We start from the raw sequence: 18242 nt of genomic DNA, 5'->3' as shown, positions 1-18242 counted from the left end.
GCGCCTGACCGTGCGCGGGTGGCTCGCCCTGGTGCTCTCGACGATGGGGCTGCTGGTGCTGATCGGCGCGGTGGTCGGTGCCATCCTCCTGGAGCGCACCGACGAGGTGTCGCGATCGCTGCGCGACGACATTCAACCGGCGCGGGTTGCGGCTTCCCAGCTGCAGTCGGCCTTGCGCGATCAGGAAACGGGACTGCGGGGATACTTGATCTCGGCCGATCGGCAGTTCCTGACGCCCTACTACGACGGGATCCGCGTCGAAGAAGCGGCTTCCCGAGACATCCGCACCCGGCTGGCCGGACACAAGGACCTGCTCGCCGACCTCAATGCCATCGAGACCGCGGCGGCCAATTGGCGCAGAGACTTCGCCGAGCCCCTGATCGGCCGGGTGACCCCCAACGAGCCGACCGTGCTGCCGGGCGCCATGTCGGCGCTCGGCAAAGCCGAATTCGACTACCTGCGTGCCCTTTTCGATGTCCAGACCGCGCATCTAAGTGCCGCCCGGGATGCTGGCGCCGCGAAGATCGAGCGGATAAATGACTGGCGCGACCGGGTGCTGGGCGCCATGGTGCTGAGCTTCATCGCCACGGCTGCGCTGCTGGGGCTCCTGGTGCAGCGCTCGGTCACGCGGCCGCTCGAACAGCTGGCCGCGGCGTGCCGTCGAATCACCGACGGCCATTTCGGCGACAGCATCACGCCGCCGGCACGACCGGCCGACATCCGCGGCATCGCGGTCGACGTGGAGAACATGCGGCAGCGGATCGTGGCAGAACTCGAGGCGTCGCGCTCGGCTCAAGCGCAACTGGACGAGCAGGCCAAGGAGTTGCTGCGTTCCAACACCGAATTGGAGCAGTTCGCGTACGTGGCTTCGCACGACTTGCAGGAGCCGCTGCGCAAGGTCGCCTCGTTCTGCCAACTGATCGAGAAGCGCTACGGCGACAAGCTGGATGAACGCGGCGTCGAGTACATCAACTTCGCGGTGGACGGCGCCAAGCGGATGCAGGTGCTGATCAACGACCTGCTCAGTTTTTCCCGGGTCGGCCGGCTGAACACCAAATACGGTGCGGTCGCCCTGGACACCACGCTGGACATGGCGTTGGGCAACCTCGCCGCGGCGCGGGATGAATCCGGCGCCGAGATCGTGCGCCCCAGCCGGCTGCCCGAAATCTACGGCGATTCCACGCTTTTGACGCAGCTATGGCAGAACCTGATCGGCAATGCCATGAAGTTCCGCCGCGAGGGCGAGGCGCCGCGCATCGTCATCGATTGCCGCCTAGGTAGCGGGGACCAAGAGGGCCACTGGCTGATCACCGTTACCGACAACGGCATCGGCATCCCGGCGGAATTCTCGGACAAGGTGTTTGTCATCTTCCAGCGCCTGCACGGCCGCGAGATGTATACCGGTACTGGGCTCGGTCTCGCGATGTGCAAGAAGATCGTCGAGCATCACGGCGGCACGATCCGGATCGACACGTCCTACACCGGGGGAACCCGGTTCGAGTTCACGCTGCCTGTCGCCGCCAGGACAGGTGCGGCGGAGAAACACTTGGCCACAGAGGGAGCAAGCAATGGTACCGACCGGTAGAGCGATCGACATCCTGCTCGTCGAGGACGACCCGGGGGACGAGCTGATCACCCGGGAAGCTTTCGAGCAAAACAAGCTCAAGAACCGGCTGCACGTGGCCCACGACGGCGAAGAGGGACTGAACTACCTCTACCGGCGTGGCTCGTTTGAGCACGCGCCGCGACCGGACCTGATCCTGCTGGACCTGAATCTGCCGAAGTACGACGGGCGGCAGCTCCTGGAGAAGATCAAGTCCGACCCCGACCTGTGCCGCATCCCCGTGGTGGTCCTGACCACCTCGTCGGCCGAGGAGGACATCCTGCGCAGCTACAAATTGCACGCCAACGCCTATGTCACCAAGCCGGTCGACTTGGACCAGTTCATCACCGCGGTGCGGCAGATCGACGAGTTCTTCCTGCAGGTGGTGCGGTTGCCGCAGAGCTAGGGCGTCCCGCGCTAGTGCGTAGGTATCCCTTCGACCTCGTGCACCAGGCCGTCCGGAGTCACCTCGTGCACGTGGACCGTGGCGAAGTCGAAGAACATGCCTACGACGTGCAGTGACCCGTTGGCAACCGCAGCGGCCAACATCGGGTGCCGGGAAAGCCTTTCCACCTGCACAGCCACGTTCACGATCGCCAGCTGATCGGCCTCGCTGAAGCGGTAGCCGTTGGAGGTGGCGCTTACCCTTGCCGGATGGCCGTCGCGGTATCGCGCAAGACTCTCCTCGGCGTACTCGAGCCATTGGTCCATGGCCCCCGAGTGTTCACCGGGCTGCTCGTGATCGAGCAGTGCCTGCATCGCTCGGCAGGACGAATGTCCGCAGATCACAACCGAACTCACCCCTAGTTGGTTTACCGCGAAGTCCAGAGCGGCGTCCACGGAGTGCTCGTCGGGATTGTTGGGAACGAGGTTGCCCACGTTGCGGACGATGTACAGGTCGCCGGGCCGACTAGCGGTGATCACGTCGGGCAGGATCCGGGAGTCGGCGCAGGTAATGAACACCGTATCGGGGTTCTGTGAATCGACCAGTTCCGGAACGTGGTGGTGGAGCCTACCCACCCCGTTGCGGTGATATTCCTCGATGCCGTGCCGAATCGACGGCTCTTCATGTTCGTGGTCGTGGTCGCGCCGCGACGGCCACGGTTCCCGGAGCGAGCGGGAAATGTGGCGCTTAGGCGGGGCGTGGTGCGCGCTGGACAGGCCGGCCGGTGACGTCTCGTGAATGGTCACCTTGCCGCCGCCGGCCTCATGGCCCGCCTTCCAGTCCGAGATCGCCTCGGAGATGGAGTGATCGATGTAGTCAGCGTTGAGGTTCAGTGTCACGTCCGAGCCTTGTGGCAGGGTCGCCAGCACACCGGTCAGTCGCGGCATCAACAGGAAGCTCAGGGTGCCGTCGATGTCGACGTGCCACTTCTTCGCCTCGTCGCCGACGGGCCTGGCCTCGATTGGTGCCTGCACCACCCGCACCAGCAGGAACAGAATCGCGACGCCGAGGCCGATCGCCACGCCCTCAAGCAGGTTGAGGAACACGACGCACACAATGGTGATGACGTAGATCACGAAGTTGCCAGTACGCCAAGCTAGTTGGACGTGAGCCAGTTTTACGAGCTGGGCGCCGATAACGATCAACAGACCGGCCAGCGCCGCCTTCGGGATGAGTTCGACCAGGTTGGTGAACAGCGAGGCAAACAGCAGAACCCAGACGCCGTGCAGGATCGCGGACATCCGGGTGCGCGCACCGGCGGCCACGTTGGCCGAACTGCGCACGATCACACCGGTGATCGGCAACCCACCCAGCAAGCCGGACAACATATTCGCACTGCCCTGCCCGATCATCTCCCGGTTGAAGTTGGTACGGGGGCCGCTGTGCAGCTTGTCGACGCCGACGGCACACAGCAGCGACTCGACGCTGGCAATCAGCGCGATCGTCAGCACGCCTAAGACGATGGCGCTGATCTCGTGGGTCCAGGGCTGACCGCCCGGGGATTTGTCCGATAGCTGCGGCAGCCCGATGGCGTCGAAGAAGCTACCCGACAGATTGATGCGCTCGACATCCAATCCGACGAGCTTGGCGAGTACGGTTGCCAGCACGATGGCGACCAGGGCGCCGGGAATCATGCGTAATTTCGGCGGCAGTTTTGACCACGCCAGCAGGATGATGATCACCGTGCCGCCAACGATCACCTCGTGCAGTTCGTGGTGCAGGAGGCCGTTGGGCAGCGCCACCAGGTTCTCCCAAGCCGAGCTGTGGGCGGTTCCGCCGACCAGCACGTGGATCTGTTGCAGCACGATCGTGATGCCGATGCCGGCCAGCATGGCGTGTACCACCACCGGAGCAATCGCGAGGGCGGCGCGGGCCATCCGGCTCACCCCGAAGAGGATCTGTAGCGCGCCCGCCGCGACGGTCATGACGCACAACATCTCCCAGCCGAGCTCCTGGATCAGATCGGCGACCACCACCGTCAGACCCGCGGCTGGGCCGCTGACCTGCACAGCCGAACCGCCGAAGGTACCGGCGACGATGCCGCCGATCACCGCGGCGATCAGTCCCGCGGCCAGCGGAGCCCCCGAGGCGATCGCGATGCCGAGCGAGAGGGGCAACGCGACCAGGAAGACGACCAGCGAAGCCGGTATGTCGTAGCGCAGGTTGTCCCGTATTCGGTGTGATTGGGGCGCCGCGTGGGCGCCGTTGGCAGCGCTGCTCATAGAACTCCTTGGGCCGGTCCTGCAGACCCTTCCCGACGGGCGTGAACGGATTGGGTCGATTGGGTATCCGCCGGGCGTCAGAACGCAACGCACATATTTGCCGTCAGCAAATATGTGAATCCCGTTGTAGCCGTATGGTCAAATACTCCACGCAGGTCAGGGCCCCGCGCCAAACTCCGCGCCGATTCATGAGTAATTCAAATAAAAAGATGGTTTAGCGCGCAGCATTCAAAAAGTCAGGTGAGAAACAAATCGTTGTGTTCGCCCACGTCGGGGGGCGGTTCGGTGACCCTGGCGTCGAACGTGGCGTAGGTTGCCGGAGTGCGGATCACGGTGACGGCGTCGTCGCCACTGCCCACCGCCAGTGCGAGGTCGTTCTCGGCGAACAGCGGGGTGTCGACCACCTGTTTCCAGGTGTAGGCCAGGCAGGCCATCAGGCCGGCTTCCTGCAAGAGCTGCACCCATTCGGCGGCCGTCTTGGCGGCCAGCGCCGACTCCAGCTCGTCGGTCAACTCGGGATAGTTGATCGCCCGGGACCGCTGATCGGCGAACCGCTCGTCGTCGATCAACTCGGGCCGGCCGATGACCTGGCACAGCTTCGTCCAGTGCTTGGGGACATACGCGCTGATCACGAGGTATCCGTCGGCGGCCTTGAAGGCGTCCGACGGTTGGGTGGCAAAGCCCACGCCTCTGCGTTTCTTGGCCGGCGCCGCGGGTTTGGTGGCCGGTTGGGCGCTGGGCTTGTTCAGGTGGATGGTCAGCTGGTTGGCCTGCAGTCCCACGGCGACGTCATACATCGCCACTCGCACCGTGTCGCCCACCCCGTGCCGTTCCCGATTGAGCAGCGCGGCCAGCACCGCCTGAGCCAGGACATGCCCGCTGGCGTTGTCCACCAACTGGAACGGGATGATCTGCGGTTTGCCGGTCGGGGTGGGCATGCCGGTGCTCATGCCGGCCTCGGCGGCCACCATCAGGTCGACGCCGGGTCGGGTGCCGTTGGGCCCGTTGCCGCCGAAGGCGCTCAGTCGCGCATAGATCAGCCGGGGGTTGCGGGCCCGCAGCTCGTCCGGACCCAGGCCGAGACGCTCCATCACGCCGGGCCGGAAGCCTTCCAGCACGACGTCGGCGGTGTCAGCGAGCTGCAGTATCTGCTGTTTGGCTTCGTTGGTGGTGAGGTCCACTGCCACCGACTTCTTGCCGCGGTTGTTGGGCAAGAAATAGGTGGCTAGCGGTGGCCGTCCGGGCAGCACCGAGGTGAGGCGGCGGGACTGCTCTCCGCCGGGCGCTTCGATCTTGATGACTTCGGCGCCGAGGTCGGCCAGCACCTGCCCGGCCAGTGGCCCGGCGACATTCTGGGTGAAATCGAGGACCCGGAAACCGTCCAGCGGCTTGGGGGCGTTGTTCGGCATCAAAGGGGCCTTTCCGGATGCAGCACCGCGGTGCAGTAGTAATTCTCGGTGAACAAAGTTTCGTCGGCGGAGTTGTCCCGGGCGTGCGGCCGAAAACCGTTGGCCACCAACAACTCGTTGAGCTTGGTGCGCGCTACCTGCCAGCCGTGCCGTTCCAGATAGGTCGCGACGTCGTTGCGCTCACCGGGAAAGCCCAGCCGGTCCATCTCGACGTCGAGACCGTGTTCATACCACCGGGCAAAAATTGCGTCGTAGAGTTCGCGGCTGGCCGGGGCGCTGAAGAACACTTCGGCCACCAGCTGGCTGCCGTCGGCGCTGAGCGTGGTGATGTCGTCCAGGAGGCGGTCCTGACCGTCGGGCGGCAGGTACCCGAAAAGGCCTTCGGCGGCCCATGCGGTTGGCTTTTGCGGGTCGAAGCCGGCCCGTCGCAGCGCCGACGGCCAGTCGTGGCGCAGATCTACCGGCACGCCCCTCACGTCCGCAGCCGCGACAGCGCCCAGCGCCCCTAGCGTGCTGGCTTTGAATTCCAGGACCTGCGGGACGTCTATTTCGAAGACCACCGTGCCGGTCGCCCACTGCAGCCGGTAACCCCGGGCGTCGAGTCCGGAGGCCAGAATGACCGCCTGCCGAATCCCGGCCGCCTGGCTACCGGTGAAGAAGTCGTCGATGTAGCGGGTGCGCGCGGCCTGCTGTTCGGTCATGCGTTGCATGCCCCACGGGGCATCGGGAAAGTCGACATCGACGGTATCCAGCTCGCCGGTGGCCCAGCGGGTGAAGAACTCGATGCCGACGGCGCGGACCAACGGTTCGGCGAACCGGTCATCGATCAGGGCCGCTCGACTGGCTCGAGCGCGGCCAGCGGCCACCATGGTGGCCGTGGCGCCCACACTGGACGCCAGGTCCCAGGTGTCGTTGTCCGTGCGGGCCATCGTTTAGACACATTAACCAGCCGTCGGCCGCGCCCACACTCGGTGCGCTGGGAATGCCGGCGGCGCCGCTAGCATCGTGGGATGGAAATCGCGGCCCACTCCCACGCGCCGGCGACTCCGGTTGCGCGAGACGCCGACTGGCGGCGCAATGCGCAGCTGGCTCGTCGGCTGGCGTGGGTCAGTCTCGCCGTGCTGCTTGTCGAGGGCGGCGTGGGATTGTGGGAGGGCCTGACGGTCGGCTCCATCGCTTTGACCGGCTGGGCATTGGGCGGCGGGTCCGAGGGTCTGGCCAGCGCGATGGTGATCTGGCGGTTCAGTGGCGACCGCGTTCTGTCCGAGACGGCGGAGCGGCGCGCACAGCGCGGCGTGGCGCTGTCGTTCTGGCTGGTGGCCCCGTATGTGGCGGCCGAGTCGATCCGTCACCTGCTCAGCGGCGAGCACGCCGAGACCTCGGTGGTAGGCATCGTGTTGACCTCGCTGGCGCTGGTGCTGATGCCGGTGCTGGGCCGGGCCAACCACCGGCTCGGTGCACGCCTGCGCTCGGATGCCACCAAAGGCGAAGGCACACAGAACTATTTGTGCGCCATCCAGGCGGCCGGGGTGCTACTCGGCTTGGCCGTCACCGCGGCCTGGCCCGGCGGGTGGTGGATCGACCCGGTGATCGGGCTGGGCGTCGCGGGCGTCGCGGTGTGGCAGGGTGTGCGGGCCTGGCGTGGCCAGGAGTGCTGCTGAAGCTAAGGCCGTGACTCTGCGCTGAGGGCGTCAGCCACCCGCACTTCTTTGCCCCGGACGCAGAGTCAGCACGAGCGGCTATAGCAGGCGCGATTTGCCAGGGCGATGTACCGTGGGCACTTCGGTACGTGGTCGTCGGGTCGCAGCACCACGAGTGGGGGCACGATGGTTTCGTTCCGGCCAAGGTATCTCGAGGAGCAACGCAGCCATGGATTTCGGGAGCTATCCGCCAGAGGTCAACTCGGCCCGCATGTTTGCCGGTGCCGGGTCAGGACCGTTACTGGCCGCGGCCGAGGCGTGGGCTGCGCTCGCCGCGGGACTGCAGTCGGCGGCCAGTTCCTACCAAGCGGCGGTATCGGCATTGACCGCGGGTCCCTGGTTGGGCCCGTCGTCGGCGTCGATGAGCGCTGCGGCCGCCTCGTATGCGGTGTGGTTGCGAGCCACCGCCGCACAGGCCGAAGAAACTTCCGCTCAGGCCAAGGCCGCCGCCGCTGCCTACCAAACCGCGTTTTCGGCGACGGTTCCGCCGCCGATGGTTGCGGCCAACCGCAGTCAGCTGATGACCCTGATCGCGACCAATGTTTTCGGAATCAACACCCAGGCGATCGCGGCCACCGAAGCGCAGTACGCGGAGATGTGGGCCCAGGACGCGGCGGCGATGTACGGCTACGCGGCTTCGTCAGCCTCAGCGACGGCCCTGGCGCCGTTCATCCAACCCCCGTTGACCACTGACCCAGGCGGCTTAGCAGAACAAGCAGCCGCCGTCGGTGAAGCCGGCATCGGCGGCGTCGCGCAGAGCACCGTCCAGCAGGCGTTCTCCGCGGTGCCCAATCTGCTGCAGAGTTCGGCCGCGGCCCCGGCGGCAACACTTCCGCTCGAGGAATTGGAGTGGTTGGGCCTGCTGGCCGACCTGGCCACCCTGACGTTCGGCGTGACAGCGGGTATCGCCGCCCTTGGTGTCGGCATACCTTCCAACGTGGTCGGGTTGACCGCCTTTCCGGTGGCCATCTACGGCACCCTGGTGGGTCTGCACACCGACGAGATCCTCAGCGGCTGGAACGGCGAGGAGCCCTTTCCGGGCACGGGGTCGGTGCCGGTCAAGCCGTTCCCGGCGCCGCTGCTCAACCTGCCGGAGGGGACGGTGCCACCGCCGAGGCTGTCGGCCGGCCTGGGTGAGGCGAACACCGTCGGGGCTCTATCCGTGCCACCGACGTGGACCGTCGCCACCCCGGCGGTGCGCCCCGTCTCGTACACGCTGCCGGCGTTGAGTGAAACCGCGGCGAAGGCCGCCGCCGCGCCGGCGGCGGAAATCAGCTCGGGCACGCTGAGCCAGATGGCACTTGCGGGCCTGGCCGGTCGGGCCATGGGCGGGATCGTGGGTACGGGCGGGGGCAAGGCGGCTAAGAAAGCGGGGGGCCCCGCTCGCGCCAGAACTGCCGCGGCCGCCAGTGGCAAGGCAAAGGTTGGCGAAGACGGCGAGGCGCCCAGCGACAAGCCCGACAAGCCTCGGGCTGTGGTCACCGGGGTCGCGGCCGAGTTGCGCGAATTCGCCAAGCTCCGTGACGAGGGGATTTTGACAGACGAGGAATACACCGAGCAGAAGAACCGCCTGCTCGGTCGCTGAACTCCGTCTGACAACAGCAGCGGCTAGCAAGAAAAGGTATGCGCAGCAGTGGATTTCGGGATCTATCCGCCGGAGATCAACTCCGGCCGGATGTACACCGGACCGGGACCGGGGCCGCTGCTGGCCGCTGCGCAGGCCTGGGACAGCTTGGCCGACGAGATGTATACAGCGATCTCGGGATATCAGTCGGCGGTGTCCGAACTCACCGAAGGGGCTTGGACGGGTCCGTCGTCCGCGGCGATGAGCGCAGCGGCCGAGTCCTATGTGGAATGGCTGAGTGCTACCGCTGCACAAGCTGAGCAGACCGCCGCCCAAGCATGGACGGCGGTTGCCGCTTACGAGGCGGCGTTCGCAGCCACGGTGCCGCCACCGGAGATCGCCGCCAACCGCAGCCTGCTGGCAGCGCTGGTGGCGACTAATTTTCTGGGACAGAACACACCGGCAATCGCGGCCACCGAGGCGCTTTACGCCGAGATGTGGGGGCAGGACAGCCTGGCGATGTACAACTACGCAGCTTCGTCGGCTGCCGCGGCCGTGCTGACTCCGTTTTCCTCGCCGGACCCGAACACCGACCCGGCCGCGACGGCCGGCCAAGCCGTCGCCGGCACTGCGCAAGATGCCATATCGGTTGTGCCGCAAGCGTTATCCGCAATGGCGTTACCGGCCCAGGCCGAGTTGGTCGACCTCGAACTGCTGGCCAGTCTGGCCGCATTATTCATCGTTGCACCGACCGACATCGCGGCTACTTTCGGGCTCATACCGGCAGAGGTCGTTGCCAATTTCGGGGATTTTCCGCTCGCCGCTTTCACCACTGCGTCGGGTGCCGATGACGATCGCAAGATCAGCGCCATGAACGGGGTAGAGCCCTGGCCAAGTACCGAACCGGCACCCGTCGAGCCATTTGTGGCGCCCCTTCTGGGCTTACCGCCTGGCGGGCTTCCGGCGCCGACGATGACAGCAGCATTCGGCGGGGCGAACACGATCGGAACACTGACAGTGCCGCCGAGTTGGACCCAAATCGCTGATGGCGCAATAGAAATCCGCCCGACCGCACTGACCACACCATTGTCGGGCACGAACGCGGCAGCGGGACCGGCAGCCGAAGTAGGCGCGGCAAGCACGCTGAACCAGATGGGAACAGGCGCTATGGCCGGCCAGGCGATGGCCGGCCCGCCGGCTGCCGCGAACGGCGAGGGGAACGCCAAGCCGGCGTGGCTCACCGGTCGCACCGAGGACGCACCGGACGATGACGTCGACGTCGTGCCCGCCCCGCGGACGGTCATGACCGGCGTCGCCGCCGCGATCCGCGACATCGCCGAACAGCGTGCCGCCGGCCTGCTGAGCGAACATGACTACGCCGAGCAGAAAAAAATGCTGCTCGAGATCTCGTTCGGCCAGTAGGCCAGTAGCTCAGTCCAGCCGGTAGCGGATCAGCCGCGAGCTGTTGGCCACCACGGCCACCGACGACGCGTTGTGCAGGATCGCGGCCAGCACCGGTGACAGCGCGCCGCCCGCACCGATGAGCAGCCCGGCGGCGTTCACCGCAATTGACATGCCGTAGTTCTGCCGGATGACGTCCACCGCGCGGGAACCAAGGTCGCGCACGTCGAGCAGGCGGTACAGATTGTCGTTGGCCAGCGCGACGTCGGCGGTTTCGACGGCAACATCGGTACCGGCCAGACCCATCGCGATGCCGATGTCGGCGGCCGCCAGCGCCGGCGCGTCGTTGATGCCGTCGCCCACCATCCCGACGACGTAGCCCTCCTCCTGCAGCCCGCGCACCACCTCAAGCTTGTCCTCGGGCATTACCTCGGCGCGCCATTCGTCGATGCCCAGCTCGCCGGCGACCACCTGGGCGATATCGGGATGATCCCCAGTCAGCATGACGATGCGGCGAACGCCGTTGGCGCGCAACCGGTTCAGCACCTCGGCCGCTTCGGGACGCACCTCGTCGCGCAGGCTGATCAGGCCCACCAGCTTGCCGTCCACGGCCAGCAGCAGCGGGGTCTCGGCCTGGGCGCGCAGCTTGGCGACCCACTCCGATGCTTTCTTGGAAACTCTGACGTCCTCCGCGCGCAGCAGTCCTGGACTGCCCAGCAGCAGGGTGCGGCCGTCGGCCCAGGTGCGCATGCCCAGCCCCACCAGCACCTCGCACTCCTCGTGCGGCGGGATGCTGATGTGGCGCTCCTCGGTCGAGCGGATGACCGCCTCGGCCAGCGGGTGCCGGGAGTGGATCTCCGAGCTCGCGGCGTAAGCCAGCACCTGCTCGGGCTCCCAATCCTTGTGCAGCGACACGATATTGGTGACCACCGGGCGTCCGACCGTCAACGTCCCGGTCTTGTCGAACACGATCGCGTCCACCCGGCCGGCCTGCTCGAGGTGGGATCCGCCCTTGATCAGGATCCCGCGGCGGGCGCCGTTGCCGATCGCGGCGCTGATGGCTGTCGGAGTGGACAGCCCGACCGCGCACGGGCAGGCAATCAGCAGCATCGTCATCGCGCGCCGGACGTCGCCGGTGATCAGCAACGTGACGGCCGAGACGATGAACGAGGTCGGCACGAAGCGGCGCGAGAAGTTCTCCCCAACGGTCTGGATCGGGGCCCGATCATGTTGCGCCTCTTCAACTCTGGAGATTATCCGGCCGATGGCGGTCTCGTTGCCGACTGCCTCGGCGCGCACCACCAGCCGTCCGCGCACCACCACCGAACCGGCGTGCACATGTGTCCCGGTGGTGACGCTGACCGGCAGGTTCTCGCCGGTGATCGCGGATTGGTTGACCACCGCCTCGCCGTCGACCACCTCGCCGTCGACCGGGATCGCGACGTGGTCGTGCACCACCACCTGGTCGCCGATCTGTACGGAGTCGATGGGGACCTGCACCTCGGTGCCGTCGGTCAGGCGAATCCACGCCGTGTCCTGGTTGCCGCGCAGCAGCTCCGAGATGGCCCGCCGGGTGCGGCGCAGCGTCAGATCCTGCAGGTACTCACCGATATTGAGCAGCCACAGCACGGTGAGCGCGACGACGTTCTCGCGCAGGATCAGGCTGGCCACCGTCGCCGCAGACACCAGCGCGTCGGTGCCCAGCTTGCCCGACCCGACCGAGCGCAACGCACCGCGCAGGAACGGGTAGCCGGTAAAGATGGTGACGCCGGTGGCAACCACCCGGCCACTCGGGCCCAGCAGGGGTGGGCGGGCGAATACGTAGCGGCGCACGCCGAGCAGCACCAGCGCGGCGCCGCCGATCACCATCCGCAACACGTCGCTGTTGCGGATCTCCGAGGAATGCGGGTCGCGGGCGGGGATCAGTTCGGCGGCAACGTGAGCGGCGTCGCTGATCGCCGCCAGCACCGCCTCGCGGTCGCAGCGGCGCGGGGAATACCAGACCACCACCGAACCGGTGCGCGGGTAGGCGTGCACGACGCGCACGCCGTTCTGTTTGGCGACCGCCTCCTCGACGGCGACCGCGCGTCGCGAGTCCGTGCGAACCCAGTCGACGCGCACCCGCATCCGGCCGGCGGCGTCCGAAATCACCTCGAGGGCAGGGTCCGTCGTTTCGAGGTCAGGAACCAGCGCGAGGGCCATGGCTCAGTGATCGTGATCGTGGACGTCACCGACGGCCGGGGTGGGTGCCTCCTCACCGATCCGTTCACGCGCTTCGGCCATCACGTCGGCGATCTTCAAGCGGGCGGATTCCGCGGCCACCTCGGCCTTGCGGGTGCCGCGCAGGCCCAGCTCGGCGCTCTTGACCGCCGTCTCGTGCAGTGGCGCCTTCTTGGCGGCTTTCTTCAGCACTTCGTAGGCGGTCACCCCAGCCAAACCGGTGATCACCGTCGAAGCTGCCTTCGCCAAGAGCACTTGCACCGCCATTGCACAAACCTTCCTCTGTGATGTGTCGTGCTTCCGAAGCTAACATCGAAATATAGCGATATCAATATGTGTTGGCCGACGAGGGGAATTGTGGCCGGTCAGAGCACCCGCGTGACCTTTTCCATCTCGATACGCCGGGGCAGGGCCGCGGCGTCGGGATTGGCCACCTGGACCAGCGATCCGCCGACCGACAGGATCGCCAGCAGCCCGTCCACCAGCTGCTCGGGGCGCTCCCAGGTTGCGGTGGACAGCACCCGGTCGGACGAGGTCAGGCCCTGCTTCGCGGCGGATTGCGCACAGGCGGTCAGCAATTGAGCCGGTGATTGGCCGGCCAGCGCCGGACCAGGCTGCGGCTCGGGAACGATCTGGTCGCCGTGCACCCGCACGGCCGTTGCGTAGTCGGTGACGCCGACCGGCAGGTCGGCGACCGGCCGCCCGAACGGATCCAGCGAGAGCACCGCGACCTCACCTCCGGCCACGGCGTCGTCTGCTTCGTCGAGGCGGTCCAGGGTGCACAACGCGAGGTCGGCGGGCCCGTCCAGCACCGCCTCGGCGCCGATCCACCACACGCCGAACAGCACCGCCGCCGTCTGCCAATGCGCGGGCAGCAGGACCGCAATCCGGCTGGTCGGGCCGGCACCCATCTCGTCACGCAGCAGGTTGGCGGTTTTGGCCGCCCAATTGGCCAGCGTCACCGCCGAGAGTTCGATGCGCTCGCCGGTGGCGTCGTCGTAGTAGGTGATGCGCGGGCCGACCGGGTCGGCGCGCAGCATCGGGTCCAGGATCCCGCCGCTGAGCGTGTTCAGTGGTTGCACTGAGTGGTCAGTTTATGCACTCGGGATTCTCTGAGCCCGCGGTGAGGATCGGCGACGGAGCCGGGACGGTGCTGCCATTCGGCGAGCCGGCATTGGTGACGCGGGCCTGCTGGGTGATGGTCCCGCCGTCCAGTCCCGAGCCCGGGCCGGTGTAATCGCTGGCCAGCACCACCCGGACCGTGCCGGGCGGGAGCGACGCGTCGGCGACGATGGGCAGGCCGCCGAGTTGCTTGGCGACCTGCTGGGCCCCCAGGTCGTCGGTCTTGGCGGCGCGCACCTGGCTGTTCTTGACGTGCCCGCCGTCGTTGTTGCCGACGGTGCCGGGAGTGAAGCCTTTGGAGCTCAACACGTCCGAGACCGCCGAGGCCAGCCCGTTGATGTCGGTGTCGTTGACGACGTTGGCGGTGGTCTTGGCCGGCGTGTAGGCCAGCTCCTCGGTCTTGCCTTCGTCCTGTTCGTGCAGCAGGCCGGCGACCCAGTCCTGGACCTGATGCGGGTCCACCCGCACCACGCTCTGCATTCCGTCGTCGCTCCAACCGGCGCCGTCGAGCACCGGGATGGTCGCGAACGCGACGTTGCCGCCGGTCAGCTTGGACACCTGCTGGACGAAATCCATGATGTCCCAGCCCGAGGACAGCACCACCGACCGCTGCACGGCCTGTTCCAGTCGCTTCATCGTGGCGGGGCTGGACAGCGTCTTGCCGGAGATGACCCGGTGAGCAAGCGAAGCCATTACCGCCTGCTGACGCACCACCCGGTCCAGGTCGCCGCGCGGCAGCTCGTGCCGCTGACGGACGAAGCTCAGGGCCTGCGGCCCGTTGAGTCGCTGCCGGCCGCCGGGGAAGTCGGCACCCGAAAGCGGCTCGTAGACAGCATCTTTGAGGCATACCTCGACGCCGCCGAGTGCATCGGCGATCAGCGCGAAGCCGAGCAGGCCGATCTCGGCGTAGTGGTCTACGGTGACGCCGGTGAGGTCGGCGACCGTCTTGATCAGGGCCTCGCGCCCGGCTTCGGTGCCCGCCGCGGCGGCTTCGGTCGCCGATGCGCCCGCCTGCACCAGGTTGACCCGCTTGGTCTCGCGCGTCTGGCCGTAGACGCCGTTGATCTTGGTCTTGCCCAGATTGGGTGCCTGAACATAGGAGTCGCGCGGGATGGAGATTGCGGTGGCTGACTTCCCGTTGTTCGGGATGCGGATCAAGATGATGGTGTCGGTGTTGGTGGCTTCTTCATCGCCGGCCCGCAACGACGCCAATTCCTCGGCCGACAGTGGGTTGCCGTGCGCGTCCGTCCGGCTGTCCAGGCCGACCAGCAGGATGTCGATCGCGCCGTCGTCGCCGCCGTGCCCCAGCGAGGGCGCGGACATGTGGAAAATGCCGTCTTCGAACGACCGCACGTTGCTCCAGGCCACCCCCGTGCCGAGTACGACAGCGATCGCCAGCGCCCCGGAGAGCAGGCGAACCACATAAGCAACACGAGCCACACTTTGCGCAGGCATCACTGTAGGCTACTTGTGCAACAGCCGCTTTCCGGGTAGCTCGGCTCGGCGTGCCAGACTCGATGACATGTCAGGACGGCTTGTGGTCACCGGCGCCGGTGGGCAGCTGGGCACCCTGGTGACGGCGCGCGCCCAGCGTGCGGGCCGGGAAGTGCTGGCCAAAACGTCGTCGGAATGGGACATCACCGACCCCGACGCGGCGGCGAGCCACATCCAGAGCGGCGACGTGGTGATCAATTGCGCGGCCTACACCAACGTCGACGGTGCCGAAAGTGACGAGGCCGGCGCCTACGCCGTCAACGCCACCGGCCCGGATATTCTGGCCCGCACCTGCGCGGCCGTCGGTGCGCGGCTGATCCACATCTCGACCGACTTTGTCTTTGACGGTGACTTCGGCGGTGCCCGGCCCCGCCCGTATGAGCCCGGCGACCCGACCGGTCCGCAGAGCGTCTACGCGCGCAGCAAGCTGGCCGGTGAACAGGCTGTGTTCGGGGCGTTCCCGGAGGCCGTGGTGGTGCGTACCGCCTGGGTCTACACCGGCGGGCCGGACAGGAGCGACTTTGTCGCCGTGATGCAGCGGCTGGCCGGCGGTGACGGCCCGATCAAGGTGGTCGACGACCAGGTCGGCTCGCCGACCTACGCCGACGACCTGGCCGTCGCGCTGCTGGAGCTGGCCGACAGCGAGCTGCGCGGGCGCCTGCTGCACGCCGCCAACGAGGGCGTGGTCTCGCGGTTTGAGCAGGCCCGCGCGGTGTTCGAAGAAAGCGGCGCCGACCCGCACCGCGTGCAGCCGTGCACCAGCGACGAGTTTCCGCGGCCGGCGGTGCGCCCGCCGTACTCCGCGTTGTCCGGCCTGGAATGGGCCGCGGCGGGCCTGACGCCGTTGCGGCCGTGGCGCAGTGCGCTGGTCGCGGCACTGACGACGGCTTCGAATCGACCGTTACCCTCTATGCGTGACTGACGTTCTGCCGGTCGTGGCCGTGACCTACTCGCCGGGACCGCACTTGGAGCGGTTTCTGGCGTCTTTGTCGCTGGCCACCGAACGGCCGGTGCACGTGCTGCTGGCCGATAACGGCTCCACGGACGGCACACCGGAGGCGGCCGTCGAGCGCTACCCCAATGTGCGGCTGCTGCCCACCGGTGCCAACCTGGGCTATGGCACCGCGGTCAACCGCACCGTCGCCGTGCTCGATCAGCAGGACGAGCCCTATGTCGACGAGTGGGTCATCGTGGCCAACCCGGATGTGCAGTGGGGCCCGGGCAGCATCGACGCCTTGTTGGACGCCGCCAGCAGGTGGCCGCGCGCGGGCGCGCTGGGCCCGCTGATCCGCGACCCCGACGGGTCGGTTTACCCGTCGGCCCGGCACCTGCCCAGCCTGATCCGCGGCGGCATGCACGCGGTGCTCGGACCGGTCTGGCCGCGCAATCGATGGACCAGGGCCTACCGCCAGGAGCACCTGGAACCCAGTGAACGGCCGGTGGGCTGGCTGTCCGGGTCGTGCCTGTTGGTTCGCCGGTCGGCGTTCGAGCAGATCGGCGGCTTCGACGAGCGCTACTTCATGTACATGGAAGACGTCGACCTGGGCGACCGGCTCGGCAAGGCGGGTTGGCTGTCGGTCTACGTGCCCACGGCCGAGGTGCTGCACCACAAAGGCCACTCGACCGGCAGCGATCCGGCCCGGCATCTGGCGGCCCATCACCGCAGTACCTATATCTTCTTGGCGGATCGGCACTCGGGATGGTGGCGGGCTCCGCTGCGCTGGACACTGCGGGGATCACTCGCGGTGCGTTCGCGAGTGATGGTCCGCAATGCCGTGCGCAGATCCCGCAAGGTGGAGCCGAACGTGGCAGAAGGGCGGCGTTGACGTGGCAACTCACCCGGTAGATGCGGTTGTTCTCGTCGGCGGCAAGGGCACCCGGCTGCGGCCGCTGACGTTGTCCGCGCCCAAGCCGATGCTGCCGACCGCCGGGCTGCCGTTCCTGACCCATCTGTTGTCGCGGATCGCCGCGGCCGGCATCGAGCACGTGGTGCTGGGCACCTCATATCGGGCCGAGGTGTTCGAGGCGGAGTTCGGCGACGGGTCCAAGCTCGGGCTGCAAATCGAGTATGTGACCGAAGAGAACCCACTGGGCACCGGCGGCGGCATCGCCAATGTCGCCGGCAAGCTACGCCACGACACGGTGATGGTTTTCAACGGTGACGTGCTCTCCGGCGCCGACCTCGGCGAACTCCTCCAATTTCACGCCGACCACCGCGCCGACGTGACGCTGCATCTGGTGCGGGTGGGTGATCCGCGTGCGTTCGGTTGCGTGCCGACCGACAGCGAAGGACGGGTCACCGCCTTCCTGGAGAAGACTCAGGACCCGCCGACCGACCAGATCAACGCCGGATGCTATGTGTTCCAGCGCGACATCATCGACCGCATTCCCCGCGGCCGCGAGGTCTCGGTGGAACGCGAGGTGTTCCCGTCGCTGCTGTCGGCCGCCGACGTCAAGGTGTGCGGCTACGTCGACGCCACGTACTGGCGCGACATGGGCACTCCGGAGGACTTCGTGCGTGGCTCGGCCGACTTGGTGCGCGGGATCGCGCCCTCGCCGGCGCTGCAGGGCCAGCGGGGCGAGAAGCTGGTGCACGACGGCGCGGCCGTGTCGCCGGGTGCGCTGCTGATCGGCGGCACGGTTGTCGGGCGGGGTGCGGAGATCGGTGCCGGCGCGCGGTTGGATGGCGCGGTCATCTTCGACGGGGTCAAGGTGGAAGCGGGCAGTGTCATCGAGCGGTCGATCATCGGCTTCGGCGTGCGGATCGGCCCGCGGGCGCTGATCCGCGACGGTGTGATCGGCGACGGCGCCGATATCGGCGCGCGGTGCGAATTGTTGCGGGGGGCGCGGGTGTGGCCGGGCGTCTCGATCCCCGATGGCGGGATCCGGTACTCGTCCGACGTGTAGCGAGATAGGGCGAGCAGACGCAAAAGCCCCCTGATTCGGCACGAATCAGGGGCTTTTGCGTCTTCTCGCGCAACCAATCCGGATAACCTCGGCGCCTCATTTTGGCGGCTGCCAGCAAAAGCTACGACGGGTGCTATCTCGGCGCCGTAGGCCGC

At 67.3% G+C, this 18242-nt stretch carries 15 protein-coding genes; 8 read left to right on the top strand and 7 right to left on the bottom strand.

All coding sequences use genetic code 11. The annotated features are described in order from the left end of the window. The first annotated feature begins 43 nt into the window (after positions 1 to 43). The gene (locus A5645_RS14470) at positions 44 to 1585 is read left to right on the top strand and encodes a sensor histidine kinase (RefSeq protein WP_081288362.1); all 1542 of its coding nucleotides are present in this window, start codon (positions 44 to 46) and stop codon (positions 1583 to 1585) included. Then, the gene (locus tag A5645_RS14465; RefSeq protein WP_065037340.1) at positions 1569 to 2009 is read left to right on the top strand and encodes a response regulator; all 441 of its coding nucleotides are present in this window, start codon (positions 1569 to 1571) and stop codon (positions 2007 to 2009) included. The genes A5645_RS14470 and A5645_RS14465 overlap by 17 nt, the downstream gene beginning before the upstream one ends. An 11-nt stretch (positions 2010 to 2020) precedes the next feature. Here A5645_RS14465 and A5645_RS14460 read toward each other — a convergent pair whose 3' ends face one another. The 3 genes from A5645_RS14460 to A5645_RS14450 form a co-directional block, all read right to left on the bottom strand. Next, positions 2021 to 4270 carry a SulP family inorganic anion transporter gene (locus A5645_RS14460; protein WP_065130012.1) on the bottom strand — a complete coding sequence of 750 codons (2250 nt, stop codon included), beginning with the start codon at positions 4268 to 4270 and terminating at the stop codon, positions 2021 to 2023. A gap of 236 nt (positions 4271 to 4506) precedes the next feature. Further along, positions 4507 to 5679: a CoA transferase gene (locus A5645_RS14455; protein ID WP_065130010.1), complete on the bottom strand. Its 1173-nt coding sequence runs from the start codon at positions 5677 to 5679 to the stop codon at positions 4507 to 4509. Beyond that, complete coding sequence (locus tag A5645_RS14450; RefSeq protein ID WP_065130008.1) at positions 5679 to 6608, bottom strand: SAM-dependent methyltransferase; 930 nt, start codon at positions 6606 to 6608, stop codon at positions 5679 to 5681. The genes A5645_RS14455 and A5645_RS14450 overlap by 1 nt, the downstream gene beginning before the upstream one ends. An 81-nt stretch (positions 6609 to 6689) precedes the next feature. On the opposite strand from A5645_RS14450, the gene A5645_RS14445 reads away from it, so the two are divergent. The 3 genes from A5645_RS14445 to A5645_RS29110 all read left to right on the top strand — a co-directional run bounded on the left by A5645_RS14445 (position 6690) and on the right by A5645_RS29110 (position 10365). Further along, positions 6690 to 7340 (top strand): cation efflux transmembrane domain-containing protein, encoded by a 651-nt coding sequence (locus A5645_RS14445; protein ID WP_065130006.1) that lies wholly within the window; start codon positions 6690 to 6692, stop codon positions 7338 to 7340. 208 nt (positions 7341 to 7548) lie between these two features. After that, positions 7549 to 8964 carry a PPE family protein, SVP subgroup gene (locus A5645_RS14440; protein ID WP_065130004.1) on the top strand — a complete coding sequence of 472 codons (1416 nt, stop codon included), beginning with the start codon at positions 7549 to 7551 and terminating at the stop codon, positions 8962 to 8964. A 48-nt stretch (positions 8965 to 9012) separates the two neighbouring features. Continuing rightward, positions 9013 to 10365 (top strand): PPE family protein, encoded by a 1353-nt coding sequence (locus tag A5645_RS29110; protein WP_065130002.1) that lies wholly within the window; start codon positions 9013 to 9015, stop codon positions 10363 to 10365. Between the two features lie 9 nt (positions 10366 to 10374). Here the strand turns inward: A5645_RS29110 and ctpC are convergent, their stop codons facing one another. The 4 genes from ctpC to A5645_RS14415 all read right to left on the bottom strand — a co-directional run bounded on the left by ctpC (position 10375) and on the right by A5645_RS14415 (position 15144). Next, on the bottom strand, positions 10375 to 12546 hold the full coding sequence (gene ctpC / locus A5645_RS14430; RefSeq protein WP_065037333.1) for a manganese-exporting P-type ATPase CtpC: 2172 nt from the start codon (positions 12544 to 12546) through the stop codon (positions 10375 to 10377). A gap of 3 nt (positions 12547 to 12549) precedes the next feature. Beyond that, a complete protein-coding gene (locus A5645_RS14425) occupies positions 12550 to 12831 on the bottom strand; it encodes a DUF1490 family protein (protein WP_065037332.1) in 282 nt (93 codons plus the stop codon). A gap of 98 nt (positions 12832 to 12929) precedes the next feature. Further along, positions 12930 to 13604 (bottom strand): TIGR03089 family protein, encoded by a 675-nt coding sequence (locus tag A5645_RS14420; protein ID WP_065130063.1) that lies wholly within the window; start codon positions 13602 to 13604, stop codon positions 12930 to 12932. A 49-nt stretch (positions 13605 to 13653) separates the two neighbouring features. Continuing rightward, a complete protein-coding gene (locus A5645_RS14415) occupies positions 13654 to 15144 on the bottom strand; it encodes an LCP family protein (RefSeq protein WP_436405500.1) in 1491 nt (496 codons plus the stop codon). A gap of 64 nt (positions 15145 to 15208) precedes the next feature. Here A5645_RS14415 and rfbD point away from each other — a divergent pair, with 64 nt between their 5' ends. Genes rfbD through manB form a run of 3 tightly spaced genes read left to right on the top strand, consistent with a single transcriptional unit; the run spans position 15209 to position 18087 of the window. Then, on the top strand, positions 15209 to 16102 hold the full coding sequence (gene rfbD / locus A5645_RS14410; RefSeq protein ID WP_065129998.1) for a dTDP-4-dehydrorhamnose reductase: 894 nt from the start codon (positions 15209 to 15211) through the stop codon (positions 16100 to 16102). Continuing rightward, complete coding sequence (locus tag A5645_RS14405) at positions 16095 to 17006, top strand: glycosyltransferase family 2 protein (RefSeq protein ID WP_036353207.1); 912 nt, start codon at positions 16095 to 16097, stop codon at positions 17004 to 17006. Before rfbD ends, A5645_RS14405 begins: the two co-directional genes overlap by 8 nt. A 1-nt stretch (position 17007) precedes the next feature. Next, positions 17008 to 18087 (top strand): mannose-1-phosphate guanylyltransferase, encoded by a 1080-nt coding sequence (gene manB, locus A5645_RS14400; RefSeq protein ID WP_065037328.1) that lies wholly within the window; start codon positions 17008 to 17010, stop codon positions 18085 to 18087. The last annotated feature ends 155 nt before the right edge of the window (positions 18088 to 18242 follow it).

Origin of the sequence: Mycobacterium asiaticum, from assembly GCF_001673635.1 — a bacterium.
In the GTDB taxonomy this organism is placed as follows: domain Bacteria; phylum Actinomycetota; class Actinomycetes; order Mycobacteriales; family Mycobacteriaceae; genus Mycobacterium; species Mycobacterium asiaticum_C.
The sequence above is the reverse complement of the archived record's forward strand: the minus strand, read 5'-3'. Positions and strand labels throughout refer to the sequence as shown.